We start from the raw sequence: 18732 nt of genomic DNA, 5'->3' as shown, positions 1-18732 counted from the left end.
GTTTTTATTGCGGTAATAATCTTTACTAACAAAAAATTAAAAAAATGAAACAAAATGACTTCATTTTCGGCCGACCACCGAGAAGCAATTACAATTTATTTAAAAGGTGCCTCATTCTGATAATTATAGTATTGTCGCCCTTTTTAAAAATTCAGGCACAATGCAGTACTTTAATTTGGGCAGATGAATTTAACGGCACAACTGTAGATGCCACGAAATGGCAAAGTATTTCCGGAAACGGCTGTCCGTCACTTTGCGGATTCGGAAATGGTGAAGCACAACGCTACGATCCAAATCAGGCAACAATTGTCAAGGAAGGAACGAATAGCTATTTGAACATTCAGGCAAAATACGAGCCTAATGCATCATTTCCTGCACAACCGTATTCCTCAGCAAAATTAACTACCGAAGGCAAATACGCCATCAAGTACGGAAGAATCGAAGCCCGTATGAAATTATCATCGGGAATGGGCGCTTGGCCGGCATTCTGGATGTTACCTGCCGGAACTTCAAACTGGCCTTTTACAGGTGAAATTGATATTATGGAAGCCAAACACAGAAACCCAAAAAATGTAGACGGCACAATTCATTACGATGGTGGCGGATATCATTATACGGGCAGAAGCTACACTTCGCCAACTGATTTGTCGACAGAATTTCATATTTACGCGGTAGAATGGGGACCAAATATCATTAAATGGTTTATTGATGGCAATTTATTTCATACTGCTACACCACAAACCACTGTAAATGGTGGCTGGCCTTTTAACGATCAACAGTTTTATATCATTTTAAATCTTGCTGTTGGTAGCGTAGGAACGCCTTATACAAGTGTAAACGGAGCAGGAGTAGAGCCAATTCCGGGTGACTTTCCTGCAAAATTACAAGTAGATTATGTTCGCGTTTACAGCGGAAGTTTTACTTACGGAGTTTTGGGTGATGCAAAAGTTTATAATAACGAAGTTAATAAAACCTATTCTATAAATGCAATTGCGGGAGCAACTTACAACTGGACAGTTCCCGCCGGAGCAACAATTACTTCAGGACAAGGAACTAATACGATTACGGTAAACTGGGGAACTACTGGCGGAGATGTAGCAGTGGCTACAACAGTTTCTGGGTGTGCTTCAAATACTTATAAACTGGCTGTAATAACTGAGGTTCCTTTGCCGGTAGAAAAAATTCACGAAGATTTTCAATCGAATAGAAATATAGTTTACGGACTTAAAACGGGAGTTTTGACAGAAGCCGTGGCAAATCCTTCGGCTACTGGAATTAATACTTCTGCTTTGGTAGGGAAATATGTTCGTAATGCATCTGAATTGTATGATGTTATGAATATCAAAAACTTAGTAATTAGCAATGCGAACGATTATGTTTATGGCAGAAAAAAGATTTCTTTTGATATCTACACTTCGGCGCCTGTTGGAACTAAAATTTCGATGCAACTCGAAAATAGTCTAGTAACAACGGCAATTAATTTTCCGTCAGGAAGACACAGCGGTTACAAAGCTACAACAACAGTTCAAAACAAATGGGAAACTATTGAATTTGAATTCGAAAAAGTAATTGACCCAAATACAAGCGCATTGTCAATCAATACGGTGGTTTTTCTTTTTGAATCAAATTCGAATTCGGGAACGACTTATTATTTTGATAATCTGCTTACAAGAGCTGCTCCGGAGAAACCGATCATTTCTACTGATGTTCTGCAAAACTATGACGGAATCAATAAAATCATAAAAGGAACAACAACCGGAGTATATTCTGTAGTAGCAAATCCGGGTGCAAATGCCGTAAATAATTCTGCTAATGTGGCAAAATATGTTCGAAATGTAACGGAACAATATGATGTACTTTTCTTCAAGACACAAAACAATATTGAAGATGCAGGTTTACTAAAAAATCAGACGAAAAAAATCATGATTGATGTTTATACTACAGCGCCAATTGGTACTGTTGTGAGTCTGAATTTAGAGAATAGCGCAACATCGCTTCCGGCGAATTTTCCAACAGGAAGAAACAGTAATTATGTAGCGATCACGACAAAACAAAATCAATGGGAAACCCTGACTTTCTATTATAATTCAAGTCCGGATGAAGGAACTTCAAACTTGGCTGTAAACCAAATGGTGATTTTAGTCAATTCAGGTTCTTATACAAGCGATACTTATTATTTTGATAATATCAGAATTGGTTCAACAAAATTACCGGACACTTTTACACCGGGAGTAGTTTATGAGGATTATCAAACCGTTCACAATATTACTTTCAGAGACGCGATTGGAACTTATACGCCAAACACGGCAAACCCAAGCGCAAGCGGAATAAATACATCATCAAACGTTGGAAAATATGTTAGAAAATCAACTGAATTGTATGATAATTTTGCATTCAATACAACTTTAACAAATATTGGGGATTTCAAAACCGGGACTAAAAAGTTTGCTATGGATGTGTACACTTCGGCTCCTGTTGGATCAGTAATTTCCTGGCAGGCAGAAAGCAGCGCTTCGATTCCGTCCAATTATCCTGTGGGAAGACATAGTATTTACCAAGCCGTTGTAAAACAGACAAATACTTGGCATACACTTGTGTTTTCATACGCAAGCGCACCAGATGCTTCCACTTTAGACAGTGAAGTAAATCGTTTTGTTTTTTTATTAGAACCGGGAACAAACTCTGGAAATACGTATTATTTTGATAATATCAGAGCTGTGAATTTAGTTTCTACAGATGTTCCTCCGGCAACTTTACCATCGCCTTGGATTAGTCAGGATCTTGGGGCAGTTACGCCGGCAGGAGAAGCAACTCATGCAAACGGAACTTTCACAATCAAAGGATCCGGAACTGATATTTGGGAATCAAGCGATCAATTTCAGTTTGTAAATCAGTCTATTACTGGTGATGCTGAAATTATTGCCAAAGTAAATTCGCTTACAAACACAAATACTTACGCAAAAGCGGGAGTAATGTTTCGTGAAACGCTTACGCCAACATCAAAACACGCAATGACCAATATTACAGCTGCGGCAGGAGTTGAGTTTTTATCAAGAGATGCGGTTGCTGTACCAACAATTCAGCAGGGAGCAGCGGGAACAACGCCAAAATGGCTTCGTATTACAAGAGCTGGAAATGTTTTCACTTCCTATTCATCTGATAATGGAACGACGTGGACACAAATAGGAACGCCAAGAACGATTGCAATGGCCAATACAATTTATGTGGGAATGGCAGTTACATCTCATGCAAACGGAACTTTGGCAACGGGAGTTTTTAGCGATGTTACTGTTCGCAATATTACGCCGCCAAATAACAATGTCAATTTGGCTTTAGCCAAAACAGCAACTGCTTCTACAGAAGAAAACGCAACTTATTCTTCGGCGAAAGCCACAGATGGCGATGCAACTGTAACAAGATGGGCGAGTAGTTTTGCTAATGCATCAGAATGGATTTATGTTGATTTAGGAGCTAATTACAACATTAATCGTGTGGTTTTGAAATGGGAAGCCGCTTTTGCAACGCAATATAAAGTACAGATTTCTACAGATAATGTTTTCACCGAAAATGAAACTGTAAACACACAAACGGCAAGCGATGGCGGAACAGATGATTTAGCGGTAAGCGGAACCGGAAGATACATTCGTATTTTATGTACCGCAAAAGCTTTGGCTCCATACGGATATTCTTTATTCGAAATCGAAGCTTATGGATCTGCTTCATCGGCTAAAAAAGCGTCGGCTGTTATTGAAGAATCTGAAGTAACAAATACAGCTTTTGTAATGTATCCAAACCCTGCCAATAATACTGTTCAACTTTCATTGCCTGAAAATTTAGACAATAAAACGGTAACAATTTATGATAATTCAGGAACATTATTATTTGAGAAAAAAATCGATGCTGATGTCAATGAAAGTCAAATTGATATTAGCAGAATTAAAAAAGGAATCTACATTCTGAACTTTAAATCAGATCAAAAAAGCTGGTCTAAAAAATTGATTAAGCAATAATTATAAAATCTGTTGGGTGTATTGTCTTTGTTAGTTTTAGCAGTACGCCCGGCAGATTAATTATAGTTTTTTCAAAAGAGATTTAATTCGGAAATCTATTTACGTAACCCCAAAATTTATTGAGATATGAAAAAAAACAAACTTAGAAGATTTTCTCTTCTGACAACACTATTTCTGGTTTTGTCAAACTTTATGTACGGTCAGGGACCTATACCTTTTACGATAAGCAATACGTCAACATTTAACGACAACGAATTGTATGTAGCGATTGTGGGAATTGATTATAACACCGGAAATCACGTTTGGGTAAATGCCAAAACTAGTCAGGTTTTACCAATGAGTGCTTCTTATAATACCGTTACAGGACCTACGATTGGCGGAAATACGGGACCGGGGCAAAACTCAAAATATGCTAATTGTTTTACAAAATTGAGTGAGATTCCTAACAAAACTTTTACTCTTCCTCAAATTGCGGGTTGCAGGGTTTTTATCGCCAAAGGACAACAATTGTACTTCTACTTTTTTGGTGCAAGTGGAGCTCCGTCAGGATATACATCACCAAATCCGTTGAATGCAACAGATCCAAATCAGGGAATTTTATACGAAATAATCGAATTAACGAACAATCAATACGGTTTCTTTGGAAATCCATCGAGAGTAGATTCGTATAAATACCCAATGGGATTAGAATTATTTGGTGCCAATGGCTATCAAAAAAGAGTAGGGGAATTAAAAAAACACGCTGATATCGTGGCGGCTTTCAAAGCCAATGTTCCGTCAGAATTTCAGGGTTGTGTAAATAATACAACGGGCGAAATTACGGCACCGTCAAAAACTCCTGCTTTCGCAGATGGAACCGGAGGAACTTCTGTAGGACCTCAGGCAAATTACTTAAAATCTTATATTGATGCTATTTGGAACAAATACAAAAATGAAGATTTGATATTTTACGCCGGAGATGCCGGAGTTTTCAAAGGAAGAGTTATTGGCGAACAACTTGAAATGACGGGACAATCAGGCGGATTTGTTGGTCGTACAGGACGTGTTCAAAACCGACCTTCGACTCAGGAAGCACTTGAAGGAAAAGGTGTTCTGGACAGAAGATTGGTCGACGGAGATCTTGATCTTGTAATTCAGGCACAATTAACGGCGGCGATTAATCGTCATGTTGTCAATACAACAACCACAAATCCGGGTCAGCAAAACTGGTACGATGCATCGAAATTTTATCAGGTGAATCCAACCAATCATTACTCAAAATTCTGGCATTTACCGGGAATAAGCGTTGATAATCTTGCGTATGGTTTTGCTTATGATGATGTGGCTGATCAGTCGCCATCGCTTCATACGCCGCAACCTACAAAAGTTATTGCCACGTTTGGAGGATATGCAGGATCAGTTCCTTCGGTTCCTGCTACGACAGATGTAATTACGGTTTATAAAGATTGTAACTACACAGGATTTTCAGGCGGATTAACGATTGGAGATTATAATCTGGCTCGTTTAAATGCTTTAGGAATTTTAAACGACGATGTTTCTTCACTAAAAATAACTCAGGGATTTCAGGCGATTTTATATCAGGATGATAATTTTACAGGAACTTCAACCGTAATTAATTCTGATAATACTTGTTTGAATACCACCTGGAATGATAAAGTAACGTCTATTCGAGTAATCGCAAACGGAACTACAACTTTAGGAAACCAAACGTTCTTTTTGCAAAACAGAAACAGCGGTTTGAATATGGATGTTTGGAGTGCGAGCACAGCAAACGGAGCAAATATAGCGCAGGGAACTCCAAATTCAAATGCAAACCAAAAGTTTACTTTAACGCACTTAGGTGACGGATTGTACAAAATCATAGCAAATCATAGCGGACAATCTTTAGATGTAAATAATTTCAATAAAGCAAATGGAGCAAATGTGGAGCAATATCCATACAATGCCACAACAAATCAGCAATTTGTATTGGTTGCGACAGGCGACGGATTTTATAAAATCGTAGCAAGACACAGCGGTAGAATTGTTGAGGTTGCAGGCGCAAGTACTGCAAATGGTGCCAATGTACAACAATGGGACAACAACAACCAAACATGCGGACAATGGAAATTAGTTCCGGCAACATCTTCACAAACTTCTGTTTTAATTCAGGCCGAAGATTATTCTGCGATGAACGGAATTCAGGTTGAAGCAACTACAGATACGGGCGGAGGTTCAAATGTAGGATATACTGAAACTGGCGATTGGTTGGCGTATAACAATATCAATTTTCCAACAACTGGTTCTTATTTAATCGAATACAGAGTTGCAAGTGGCGTAACAGGCGGTAAATTATCATCTGATTTAAGCGGAGGAACTATTGTTTTAGGCAATGTTGATATTCCGAATACCGGAGGATGGCAAAACTGGCAAACGGTATCTCAGACTGTAAACGTAAATGCAGGAACGTACAATTTCGGAATCTACATTCAGAATACAGGAATGAACATTAACTGGATAAAAATTACAAAAGTTGGTGCTGGTTTAACGGCAAAAACGGCTCAGGCTCAAATTGTAGAAGAAGAAGCTGTTGCAACTGGTTTGAATATTTATCCAAGTCCGGTCGAAAACACACTTTATACCACAACAGATGTAAGCGGTGGAAATGTGAGCATTGTAGATTCTCAAACCGGAAATGTAGTTTCGGCACAAAAAATCAACAACAACAGCATCGATGTTTCGCGTTTAACGAGAGGTGTTTATCTGATAGTTTTTGAAAAAGACGGCCAAAAAACAGTAAAACGTTTCATTAAAAAATAAGATAAGTCAATAAAAATAAATTTTTAAACACATAAAAACATAGGTTTTATACTATAAAAACTGTTAAGGCGTTTCACTTTTTTTTGAAGGCACATAGCTATGAGAAAAAACTTGTTTTTAGAAACATTCTTGTCAAAGTTAAAAATCTATGTTTCTATGTGTTAAAAATTAGAATCAATAATTAACCTACTAAATATTTTCAACATGAAAAACAATTACAAAACAATGCCGCTAAAATGGACGATCATTTTAGTATTGGGAGTTTTCAATTTGTCAATCGCCCAGAAAAAAGTAATCGCTTATATCCCAAATTGGATAGACCTTAATTCATTTTCGAGCAGTGTTCAATACAGTAAACTGACCCACATTAATATTGCTTTCGAAAATCCTGACGCCAATGGGTATTTAACTTTTAATTCGGGATCAAATACCATTATCAATGCGGCGCACGCACAAAATGTAAAAGTCTTTGTATCTCTTGGAGGAGGATCAATATCTGAAGGCGGCGCCATTCGCGACAATTATTTCAATTTGATTACACCCGGAAACAGAACCGCTTTTATCCAGAAAATTTACGATTATGTTTTAGCACATAATTTTGACGGAGTCGACGTTGATCTTGAAGGTCCTGCAATTAACGGTGATTATGGCGGATTTGTAATTGCGTTAGCGAACAAATTACATTCAGGCGGAAAGCAAATTACAGCAGCACTTTCAGAAGGTTATGGCGGTGCAAATGTACCTTCGTCTACTTTTGCGGCATATGACTGGATCAATATTATGGCGTATGATGCAACAGGACCGTGGGCGCCTGGAACTCCGGGACAACATTCTCCTTATAGTATGGCAGTAAATCAGTTCAATTACTGGACTGGACGCGGATTGCCTGCAAGTAAAGCCATTATCGGACTTCCGTTTTACGGATATGGTTTTGGAGCATCTGCAAATCAGGGAATTTCTTTTGCTAATATCGTAGCACAATACCCGGGTTCAGAAAATCAGGATCAGGTTGGAAACACGATTTATTATAACGGAATTCCAACAATCAAAGCAAAAACAACATTCGCAATTCAAAATGCGGGCGGAGTTATGATTTGGGAATTATCACAAGATGCTACTGGTTCTAAATCATTATTGACAGCCGTAAATCAGGTAATTACAGGAAGCCAGCCACCAACAGGAACGGGAACTTTAATTCAGGCAGAAAGCTATTCGTCAATGAGTGGCGTTCAAACCGAATCTACTACGGATACTGGCGGAGGTTTAAATGTAGGTTACGCAGATACAGGAGACTGGATGGCATATTCGAATATTAATTTTCCAACTTCAGGGAATTATGTAATTGAATACAGAGTAGCAAGTGCCGTGAGTGGTGCAAAAATATCATCTGATCTAAATGCAGGAACTATTCAGTTAGGTGCTGTAAATATTCCGAATACGGGAGGATGGCAAAACTGGCAAACGGTTTCTCAAACCGTAAATGTAAACGCAGGAACGTATAATTTCGGAATTTATATTCAGAACACGGGTGTAAATTTAAACTGGTTCCGCATCACAAAATCCGGTGCAGCTTTAGCAGCAAAATCAGCTTCAACAGATAAAATTGAAAGTCTGACGGTTTATCCAAGTCCAACAGAAAATGAACTTTTCTTTTCTGCAGAAATTTCAGGAGCAAACATAAGTGTCATCAATTCTCAGGACGGCGCTACAGTTTCATCACAAACAGCTAACAGCAACAGTATTGATGTTGCAGGTTTAAAATCAGGAATTTATTTGATTTTGGTTGAAAAAGATGGAATCAAAACTGTGAGACGTTTTATTAAAAAATAAGTTCTAACTCGTTGGGTGTAATTTATTTTAACACATAGAAACATAGAATTATTGAACTCAAAAAAGGCGTTTCACTTGCATTAACAAACATAGCTATGTGTGAGAAACGAGTTTCTTTTTGATTTACTTTTTTCAAAATCATAAAAATCTATGTTTCTATGTGTTTTAATTTTTATGTATTACACCTAACGGGTGTTTTAAGTTTTAACCGCAAAGTTCGCAAAGCTGTTTTTTAATCACGCAAAGACGCCAAGGCGCAAAGTTTCTTTTGGCTTTTTTACTTTGCGACTTTACGAGAAATAAGTTAGCGTGCTTTGCGTAAATCTTTGCGCACTTTGCGGTTAATATTTGATTTTGGAAATCAAAACTGTAAGACATTTTGTAAAAAAAAATAAACTACCATGAAGAAATATACAATAGCTTTAATTCAGTCAAAGCTACTCTTATTAACCTTTATTTTTGTTGGTTTAAGTGGACACGCGCAGGTCATAATGTTTGATGATTTTAATTATTCAGGCAATAATGATCCTCAATTGGCATCATTTAACAAATGGCAAATTGTTAACGGAGTAAGCGGACCTCCGGAAGGAGCGACATACAGTAGAAATAATGTGGCTTTTATCACAGACCCGAATGATTCGGCCAATAAGTTAATGACATTAAAAACCACTGTTAACGGTCAGACAAAAGCGGTAACCCATGCAAGAATAGAAAGTTCTTACGAATATTTTGAAGGAACATATGCGTCAAGAGTCTACTTATCAGATGAATCTTTTGCAAGTAAAGATGCCAATATACAGACCTTTTTTACCATTGTAAGTTCAAGTCTTGCTCAGGATGGTTCAAAATATAGTGAAATGGATATCATAGAATATATGGCTGCTGATAAATGGGGTGTTTCTCCGGATAACAGAGTTGGCTATACCACATCTTATCACAAATATATTGCAGATCCATGGAAACCGTGGAAAACCTATTCTACCCAGCAAAAATCATTAGCCGGGTGGCATACCTTTATTGCAACATGTACTGATGGCGTGAATATCAAATATTACATGGATAATACGCTTATTGCAACGCATTCTGTTACTGATAACGAAACTCAGGCAGGTCTTTCGGTTTATCCCCGAAGTAATATGCAGGTAGCATTCGCCAATTGGATTTGGAATAATGTTTTAGGCACCAGCAATACTAACAGAGAAAATACTTTCATGACAGATTGGGTTTTGTACTATAAGAATACAGCATTAGATCTCCCTCAGATTAATACTTTGGTTGCAAATTATAAGGCACAAGGATTGAAAAGAAGAAATCTGGCCGGACAAACATTTTATGAGACGCCGCAAAATGGTGTTGCCACAGCTTATAAGGATCGTAGTTATGGCGGACAAGCCGTTAGTTTACCAATTGGTAATTATACCTTAAGTCAACTGCAGGCAAAAGGAATTTTAGATAATGATATTTCTTCACTTAAAGTGCAAAATGGTTATGAAGTAGTGCTTTACGCCAATGATAATTTTTCCGGTTCTTCTGTAATTATTACTACAGATGATACTTGTTTGGTTGATAATAATTTCAACGATACGGCTACTTCTTTAAGAGTTAGAGCGGTAACTAATTCTTCTTCTTTATTAATTGAAGCGGAGAGTTATGCCAGCATGAGCGGAATTCAAACCGAAGCAACCACAGATGCCGGTGGCGGATTAAATGTGGGCTATGCCGATACAGGAGATTGGTTGTCTTACAATACCATTAATTTTCCAACATCCGGTTCTTATTTGATTGAGTACAGAGTGGCTAGTGGTGTAACCGGAGCGATTATTTCTTCTGATTTAAGTGCGGGAACTATTCAGTTAGGTGCTGTTACTATTCCGAATACGGGAGGATGGCAAAACTGGCAAACGGTATCTCAAACGGTGAATGTGAACGCGGGAACGTATAATTTCGGAATTTATATTCAGAATACGGGTGTCAATATCAATTGGTTCAGAATCACGAAATCGGCTTCGGCTTTGGCAGCAAAATCGGCTTTAACAGATAAAATTGAAAGTCTGATGGTTTATCCAAATCCAACAGAAAATGAACTTTTCTTTTCTGCAGAAATTTCAGGAGCAAACATAAGTATTATCAATTCTCAGGACGGCGCTACAGTTTCATCACAAAAAGCCAGCAGTAACAGTATTGATGTTGCAGGTTTAAAATCAGGAATTTATTTGATTTTGGTCGAAAAAGACGGAATCAAAACTGTGAGACGTTTTGTGAAAAAATAATATTTCTAAAATCACTATTCTTTCTTTTATAGTAAGAAGGAATATTGCTTTTTATTAGCCACCAGATGGATAGAAAAATATTTCACGCAGATTCTACAGATTTAAGCAGATTTAAATTTGATAATAATCTGCAGTATCAGCTTAAATCTTTTTAAAATCTGCGTGAAAAATAGCACAGCTATATGAATTTAGAATAAGCCAAACGCTAATACCAAAAACTCATAATTAATAATTAACAATTTATAATTAGAAAATAACCCCAAATCTCAAATATAATATGAAAAACAATTACAAGTTTCGATTAAGCCTGCTCGTATTTCTGGCTTTCGGAGGTTTTGCCATCGCGCAAACTTCTTTAGGTTCTAGTAAAACCTTTATGAACAATTTAAAAAGCGGACTCGCAAATGCAACTTCAAAAAGTACCGAGAAAACCGTTTTGCTTCAGGCAGAAAATAAAAATTTCAACGGAAAAATCAATTACAAACAATCAAATGCTTCACTTGAGTTTTTGATTGGAGAAATTGCGAATGTTCCTGAATCTTCTTTTTACATCAAGGTGATGGACAAATCGCTGGAAGGGCACATTATTTTAAAGAAAACAAAAGAAGCCTATAAATATTATTCTGATGCAAATGGAAATGCTTTTGTATCAAAAGTAGATATCAATACGCTGATTTGCGTGAATTATGAAAATGTTCCTGAAAAAGACAAAATAACAAGTAAAGCAGCAGCGGCACAAATTGCTCCGGCATTGCTGAATTTGCAAAGCTTACCTGGCGCGGCAGGTTGTGTTATGCTGGATTTTGATGGGTATAATATGCCCGCAGGAAATCTCTGGAACAATGGTAACGCCATCAATGCAGCACCATCCGGAATGAGCGATGCTGACGTTCAGCAACATTGGGAAGTAGTTTCTGAAGATTACCGACCTTTCAACTTAAATGTTACAACAAGTGAAGCCGTTTTTAACTCGTATCCAAGAAACAGAAGAATGCGTGTGGTGGTAACCCCAACCAATACTGCAGCCCCGGGGGCGGGAGGTGTAGCATATATTGGTTCCTTTAATTGGGACAATGATGTACCTTGCTGGGTATTTATTACTTCAGGTAAATCTGGTGGAGATGCCTCTGCGCATGAAGTTGGTCATACTTTTGATCTTGGTCATGACGGACGTACAAATCCTGCCGAAGATTATTTCGTTGGGATCAACAATACTTCGTGGGCGCCAATTATGGGAGCAGGATATTACAGACCTGTGGTTCAATGGAGCAAAGGCGAATACGATTATGCCAATAACAAACAAGATGATGTGGCAACTATTTCAGGTTCTAAATTTGGCGTAGGTTACAGAGGTGATGATTACGGAAATACAACCGGATCTGCTGCAACTTTAGACTATAATGGAAACGGAACTATCAACCAGAAAAATGGAATCATTTCAAGCGAAGCCGATTATGATTTTTTCACATTTACCACAGGCGGAGGAAATGTTTCGATCAACGCCAATACCGTTGGAAGAGATGGAAATCTACATCTTTTATTACGATTGTATAATTCGGCTGGAGCCGAAATGGGAACGTACTGGAACTCTGATCCTTTTGCTTTGAATGCTGCTATGAATGTAAATTTGCCAGCCGGTAAATATTTTGTTGGCGTTGACGGTAACGGAGCAGGAAGTGCAGGTTATGGCGGATATTCGGCATATGGTTCTATTGGTAGTTATTCCATTACAGGAACGATTCCGCCAGGAGGAAATATCGCAGCTTCGACAGATGTGATTACCGTTTATAAAGATTGTAATTACACAGGATTTTCAGGTGGTTTAGCCATTGGAGATTATAATATGGCACGTTTAAATGCATTAGGCGTATTAAATGACGATGTTTCTTCGCTTAGAATTACGCAGGGATTTCAGGCAATTTTGTATCAGGATGATAATTTTACAGGAGCTTCAACCGTAATTAATGCTGATAATTCTTGTTTGAATGGAACCTGGAATGATAAAGTAACTTCAATCCGAATTATCGCCAATGGAGTTACCAATTTAGGAAATCAAACCTTTTTTGTACAAAACAGAAACAGTGGTTTGAATATGGATGTCTGGAATGCCAGCACCGCAAATGGAGCTAATGTTGCGCAAGGAGCTGTGAATACAGGAGCCAACCAAAAATATACATTCACGCATTTAGGTGACGGTTTGTATAAAATTATCGCCAATCATAGCGGACAATCATTAGACGTTAATAATTTTAATAAAGCCAATGGCGCCAATGTAGAGCAATATCCGTATAACGGAACGACAAATCAGCAATTTGTTCTTGTTGCAACAGGTGATGGATTCTACAAAATTATTGCCAGACATAGCGGAAAAGTGGTTGAGGTTGCCGGAGCAAGTACGGTAAATGGTGCAAACGTGCAACAATGGGACAATAACAACCAGACTTGCGGACAATGGAAATTGATTTCGACCACTACAGCCCAAACTTCGACCTTAATTCAGGCAGAAGATTATGCTTCAATGAACGGAATTCAAACTGAAGCCACGACAGATGCTGGGGGAGGATCAAATGTTGCCTACACAGACACAGGAGATTGGCTGGCGTATAACAATATCAATTTCCCAACTTCGGGTTCTTATTTAATCGAATACAGAATTGCAAGTGCTGTAGCCGGAGCAAAAATATCATCAGACTTAAACGGAGGAACTATTATTTTAGGTAATGTTGATATCCCAAATACAGGAGGATGGCAAAACTGGCAAACGGTGACACAAACCGTAAATGTAAATGCGGGAACTTACAGTTTTGGAATTTATATTCAAACTAGCGCCGTTAATATCAACTGGTTCAGAATTACCAAAATTGGTGCTGCAGCAACTATTGTCCCTGAATCTTCCTCAATTACAGCCGAAGAAGAGTTTAAAGACGTAGCATTAAATGTATATCCAAATCCGGTTTCAGACGTACTTTTCTTTACTAAAGATGTAGCAGGACAAACTGCAAATATCTTCGATTCCCAAACAGGAACTTTAGTGAAAACTCAGGGAATAAAAGATAATAATATCAATGTTTCCGGTTTAAACCGAGGTATATATTTTATTGTTTTTGATGTAGACGGTAAACAGATTGTGAAACGTTTTATAAAGAAATAAAATTTTTACCACAGAGAGAACAATTTTTTTTCTCTCATATTGTGGTTACTTTGTGTTCAAGGGATTGAAATCCCCAGCTACAAAATAAATCATTCCTCCGGAATTTTCGTAAAGAGTTCCGGAGTAACAAAACATATTGTAGGGATGGATTTTAATCCATTTTACCTTGCAAGATCGACAAAGATTGTTTTGTTTCTATTGTGGTTCAAGGGATTAAAATCCCTAGCTACAAAATAAATCATTCCTCCGGAATTTTAGTAAAGAGTTCCGGAGGAACAAAACATATTGTAGGCATGGATTTTAATCCATTTTACGTTGCAGATCGACAAAAATTGTTTTGTTTCTATTGTGGTTCAAGGGATTAAAATCCCTAGCTACAAAATAAATCATTCCTACGGAATTTTCGTAAAGAGTTCCGGAGGAACAAAATATATTGTAGGGATGGATTTTAATCCATTTTACGTTGCAGATCGACAAAGATTGTTTTGTTTCTATTGTGGTTCAAGGGATTAAAATCCCTGGCTACAAAATAAATCATTCCTCCGGAATTTTCGTAAAGAGTTCCGGAGTAACAAAACATATTGTAGGGATGGATTTTAATCCATTTTAGGTTGCAGATCGACAAAAATTGTTTTGTTTCTATTGGGTTTACTTTGTGTTCAAGGGATTAAAATCCCTAGCTACAAAATAAATCATTCCTCCGGAATTTTCGTAAAGAGTTCCGGAGGAACAAAACATATTGTAGGGATGGATTTTAATCCATTTTACGTTGCAGATCGATAAAAATTGTTTTGTTTGTTTGTTTTCTTGCTTCTCTTTTTGGAAATTCATAGTTCCTCAGGATGAAAAAAAATGATAAATGGTCTGAATTTAATATAATATTGAATTCAGACCATTTTCTTTTTTAAAACATTATCATTCCATAACACTATCATAAAGGCATTTCAGGTTATAATCCATAAAATTGCAACTTCTGTAAATCCCCACTTGAAAAGATTAACCCATGACTTTAAAAATTATCTCTCTACATAAAAACACCTTAATCTTTTTATTTTTCATTTTGTTTAGTGCCAATATTTCAGCACAAAAGCAAAAAAAACTGGAAGGCACACAAGTCGCATTTTTATCAGATGTTCATCTGCAGGATTTATTCGGAACATTTTCTGATAATGATTATAAAGGCATTTTGAATACGAAAACCGGAAAATATACGTTAATGAGAACAATGGCGTCTCAGTTACATTCGACCAGAATTTTCAATGAAAACTATTTTGCTTTCATAGCGGCTTTAGAAGATATCGCAAAAAGAAAGATAAAATACGTCGCACTTCCGGGAGATTACACAGATGATGGTCAGCCGATTCACGTAAAAGGCTTAGAAAAAATTTTAAACGAATATAGAAAAAAATACGATATCGAGTTTTTCATTACCACAGGAAATCACGATCCCGTTGGACCTTTTGCACAAGAATCCGGTAAAGAAGATTTTTTAGGAAAAGACGGAAAAAGTCAACCCATTTATAGCAAAGAAGGCCTGTATAAGCCAAACTTAACAATTGAACAGCCCGTAATTATTACCGCCGATATTGCTAAAATGGGTTATTTAGGAATTACTGACAACCTGAAAAATTTTGGTTTTTATCCCAATAAAAAATACAAATTCTGGGCAACTCCGTTTTCAACTTATACAAGTCAGAATTATAGTTTCGAGAAAGCTGCCGAAGCTGCTCAATTACCAAATCGCGTATATAATGTTGCACCCGGATTTGAAGTTCCGGATGTTAGTTATGTCGTAGAACCTGTTGATGGACTTTGGTTAATGGCGATTGACGGCAACGTTTATATTCCGAAGAAAAATGACGGAGATCCAAAAGATTCTAAAAGTTATGCCGAAGCCAGTACGGGTTATAACAATGTGCTTTCGAATAAAAAACATCTGATAAAATGGGTTGAGGAAATTTCGGCGCAAGCCAAACTACAAGGCAAAACCTTAATCGCTTTCAGTCATTTCCCGATGATTGATTTTAATGATGACGCTTCCGCGGAAATAAAAGAATTACTGGGTCCGAATAAATGGCAATTGAACCGTGTTCCGGTAGAAGAAGTAGCGCAGGTTTTTGCCGATGCCGGATTGAAGATTCATTTTGGCGGACATATGCATATTAATGACACAGGAACAAGAACAACTGCAAAAGGAAATACGTTGGTGAATATTCAAACGCCATCTTTGGCGGCTTATATTCCGGCGTACAAATTATTGACGATTCAAAAAGATAATCTTGTCGATATCCAAACCATTACAATCGATGAGGTTCCTCGCTACAACGAACTTTTTGATTTGTACAAAATGGAATATCAATTTTTAGAAAGTCAAAACGCAAAAGATATTTGGAATATCGATATTTTGAAAACTAAAAATTATCACGATTTTACCGATTTTCATCTAAAAGAATTGGTTCGCCTCAGATTTCTTGCGGATGACTGGCCAGCAGGTTTCAAGAATTTTATCTTGAATGTTTCCGGAGAAGATTTATTGATTTTAGCCAATCTAAAATCTGATAAAGATTTTGATGTTATCTTGAAAAATAAAGAAAATTTCAAAAAAGAATGGTCAGAAGCTGAAAGTAAAACTGATAAATTGCTAACTGAAAATAATCTCAAAAAACAAGATTTTAACTGGACGGGTTATGATTTATTAGTCGATTTTTACCGTTTCAGAAGCGCTGATGAATTGGCTTTAGTAGATGTGGGAACTGCGAGAGCGAAACAATATAAGATATTATCTCAATTGTTTTTTGAGAATCATAAAGATGATAATTCAAAAGAAAAACCATTGCAAAACCAAATGCGATTGTTTCTGATTATCTTCAATAAGTTTATGCATGAAGTTCCTGCTGATCATTTTAGTGTCGATTTGAAAACGGGGGAGATTAAGAGTGTGAAATAAGAATTGGCACGCGGATAACGCGGATTTAAACGGATTAATGCTGATTTTATAATGCAGTAGTCGCAATATTGTCAATTTTGACGGAGAAGAAATCACACACGAAACTCCGTTACATAATCGCCAATCTTTGTCGAGCTACTTTATGTGATTTCTCCTTCGTCGAAATGACAAAAAAATACGGCTAAAACAAAAAAATCCGCGACAATCCATTTAAATCCGCGTCATCCGTGTGCCATAATTAAGTCCCAATTTTCAATCTCATTTTACTGAAAACTGGGACCGAGACTGAAAACTACTCAACTCCATTCACAGGATCAACTCTCACATAAGTTCCATCATCGTATTTTATTTGATATGGAGAACTAAAAAGTGTACTTGGCAAATAATAATCTGTAGTAATGACCTGAGCGCCTGATTTTTTTGCAGCTTCAAAATGTGTATAATTATTTGCTCTGGCTTCTTTTGTGTCAGAATCTGCTCTTGTACGGATTATGTATCCTTTTTTAACTAAGCTGGCAATTTCAGGATCTTCGGAGTTGTTGCGGAATAGGGTTGCAGCTTCAGGTTTTCCGGGATCAGCGTTGATAAAAACGGCGCGTCCTTTTAATGAAGGATGATTTTGAGCGTATAAATCTCTTTTGGCTCCATTATTATCTAAAATAAATAAAAATTTACCTTTTGCTTTTTTCAATGTTGGCCAATTGTTGTGCAAAACAGCTTCTTCTAAAGTTTTGTATTTTCCACGAACCATATCCGGCGTGATTAGTTTATTTCCTAAACCTTTACGAAGTTCAGCATCTAAAGCATCGAATAATTCAGGCGTAAACTTCTCGGCTTTTGTACCTAAAAAACTATCGTCATCTTTGGGTTCCAGCGTAATAAAAACCGGAATATGATCAGGATTTGCTTCAGACCATTTTTTTAATTCGGCGAGACAGCTTTGTAAAGTATAACACGAAGTTCTAAAATCAATATCGATCATATGAAAAACTTTAAAACCCGGTTTTTTCATTTCACCATTTGGATCGTAAACTTGTTCGGATTTTGCAAGATCCAAACCTTTTGGATGCGCATATCTTCCGCCTTTGGCATCGGCCTGAACATCAATTTCCAGATTTCGTAAACCTTTATTTAATTGATCTGTAATGGGAATATGCGTGTATTGCAATCCTTTTAAGGAACGCGAAGTATCTTTTGCCTGAATAAGATTGTATAAATCCGGTTCAATATTCTGGAGGTAACTGTTATGTGATCCAATTACCTGTATTTGATTGATTTTTAGATTGTCGTTTTGCGCTTGAACGCTATTATGCATTGCGCCGGCAAGAAATAATGTAAACAGAATTTGTTTCATGATTTTGAAAGTGTAATTTTTATTAATACTGAGGACGCAGCATAAGAAAATTACCGTTTTAGTTATCGTGTGAACATAAATATTATAAATCATTTAGAACACGAATTGCACGAATTTGCACAAATTTTAATACGTTGATCTTGTTTGTGAAATTAATTTCACGAGCGAATTAGTGACAATTAGTGTAATTCGTGTTATCTTTTTATTACTGTATCTAAACAGTATTTCAGCGGGAACTAAATTAGGAACTGAGTTTGGTTTTTATGTTATTTAAAAAAAAAGAAATCGCAACCTGATTGTCATCATTGCCCGAAAATAGTAGTATTTCTACATCAAAATAATTCTTTATTTAATTTAAAGATAACGTTCAG

At 36.9% G+C, this 18732-nt stretch carries 7 protein-coding genes; 6 read left to right on the top strand and 1 reads right to left on the bottom strand.

Features of this window, described 5'->3' with window-relative positions; translation table 11 throughout:
• Positions 1–44 precede the first annotated feature (44 nt).
• The 6 genes from KHA90_RS01210 to KHA90_RS01185 all read left to right on the top strand — a co-directional run bounded on the left by KHA90_RS01210 (position 45) and on the right by KHA90_RS01185 (position 17007).
• Positions 45–4010, top strand: coding sequence for a family 16 glycosylhydrolase (locus KHA90_RS01210; protein WP_213294012.1), 3966 nt, complete (start codon positions 45–47; stop codon positions 4008–4010).
• A 126-nt stretch (positions 4011–4136) separates the two neighbouring features.
• Entirely contained in the window at positions 4137–6809 is a 2673-nt protein-coding gene (locus KHA90_RS01205) for a beta-1,3-glucanase family protein (RefSeq protein WP_213294010.1), read from the top strand.
• Positions 6810–7013: 204 nt separating this feature from the next.
• A complete protein-coding gene (locus KHA90_RS01200) occupies positions 7014–8639 on the top strand; it encodes a glycosyl hydrolase family 18 protein (protein WP_213294006.1) in 1626 nt (541 codons plus the stop codon).
• Between the two features lie 401 nt (positions 8640–9040).
• Positions 9041–10909: a carbohydrate-binding protein gene (locus KHA90_RS01195; protein WP_213294003.1), complete on the top strand. Its 1869-nt coding sequence runs from the start codon at positions 9041–9043 to the stop codon at positions 10907–10909.
• A gap of 277 nt (positions 10910–11186) precedes the next feature.
• Entirely contained in the window at positions 11187–14060 is a 2874-nt protein-coding gene (locus tag KHA90_RS01190; protein ID WP_244860220.1) for an RICIN domain-containing protein, read from the top strand.
• 1003 nt (positions 14061–15063) lie between these two features.
• On the top strand, positions 15064–17007 hold the full coding sequence (locus KHA90_RS01185) for a metallophosphoesterase family protein (protein ID WP_213294000.1): 1944 nt from the start codon (positions 15064–15066) through the stop codon (positions 17005–17007).
• A gap of 292 nt (positions 17008–17299) precedes the next feature.
• Here KHA90_RS01185 and KHA90_RS01180 read toward each other — a convergent pair whose 3' ends face one another.
• The gene (locus tag KHA90_RS01180; RefSeq protein ID WP_213293997.1) at positions 17300–18361 is read right to left on the bottom strand and encodes a phosphatidylinositol-specific phospholipase C1-like protein; all 1062 of its coding nucleotides are present in this window, start codon (positions 18359–18361) and stop codon (positions 17300–17302) included.
• Between the last annotated feature and the right edge of the window lie 371 nt (positions 18362–18732).

Origin of the sequence: Flavobacterium psychroterrae (genome assembly GCF_018380615.1) — a bacterium.
Lineage (GTDB): Bacteria > Bacteroidota > Bacteroidia > Flavobacteriales > Flavobacteriaceae > Flavobacterium > Flavobacterium psychroterrae.
Note: the sequence above shows the minus strand (reverse complement) of the source record. Positions and strands in the feature narration are given on the sequence as shown.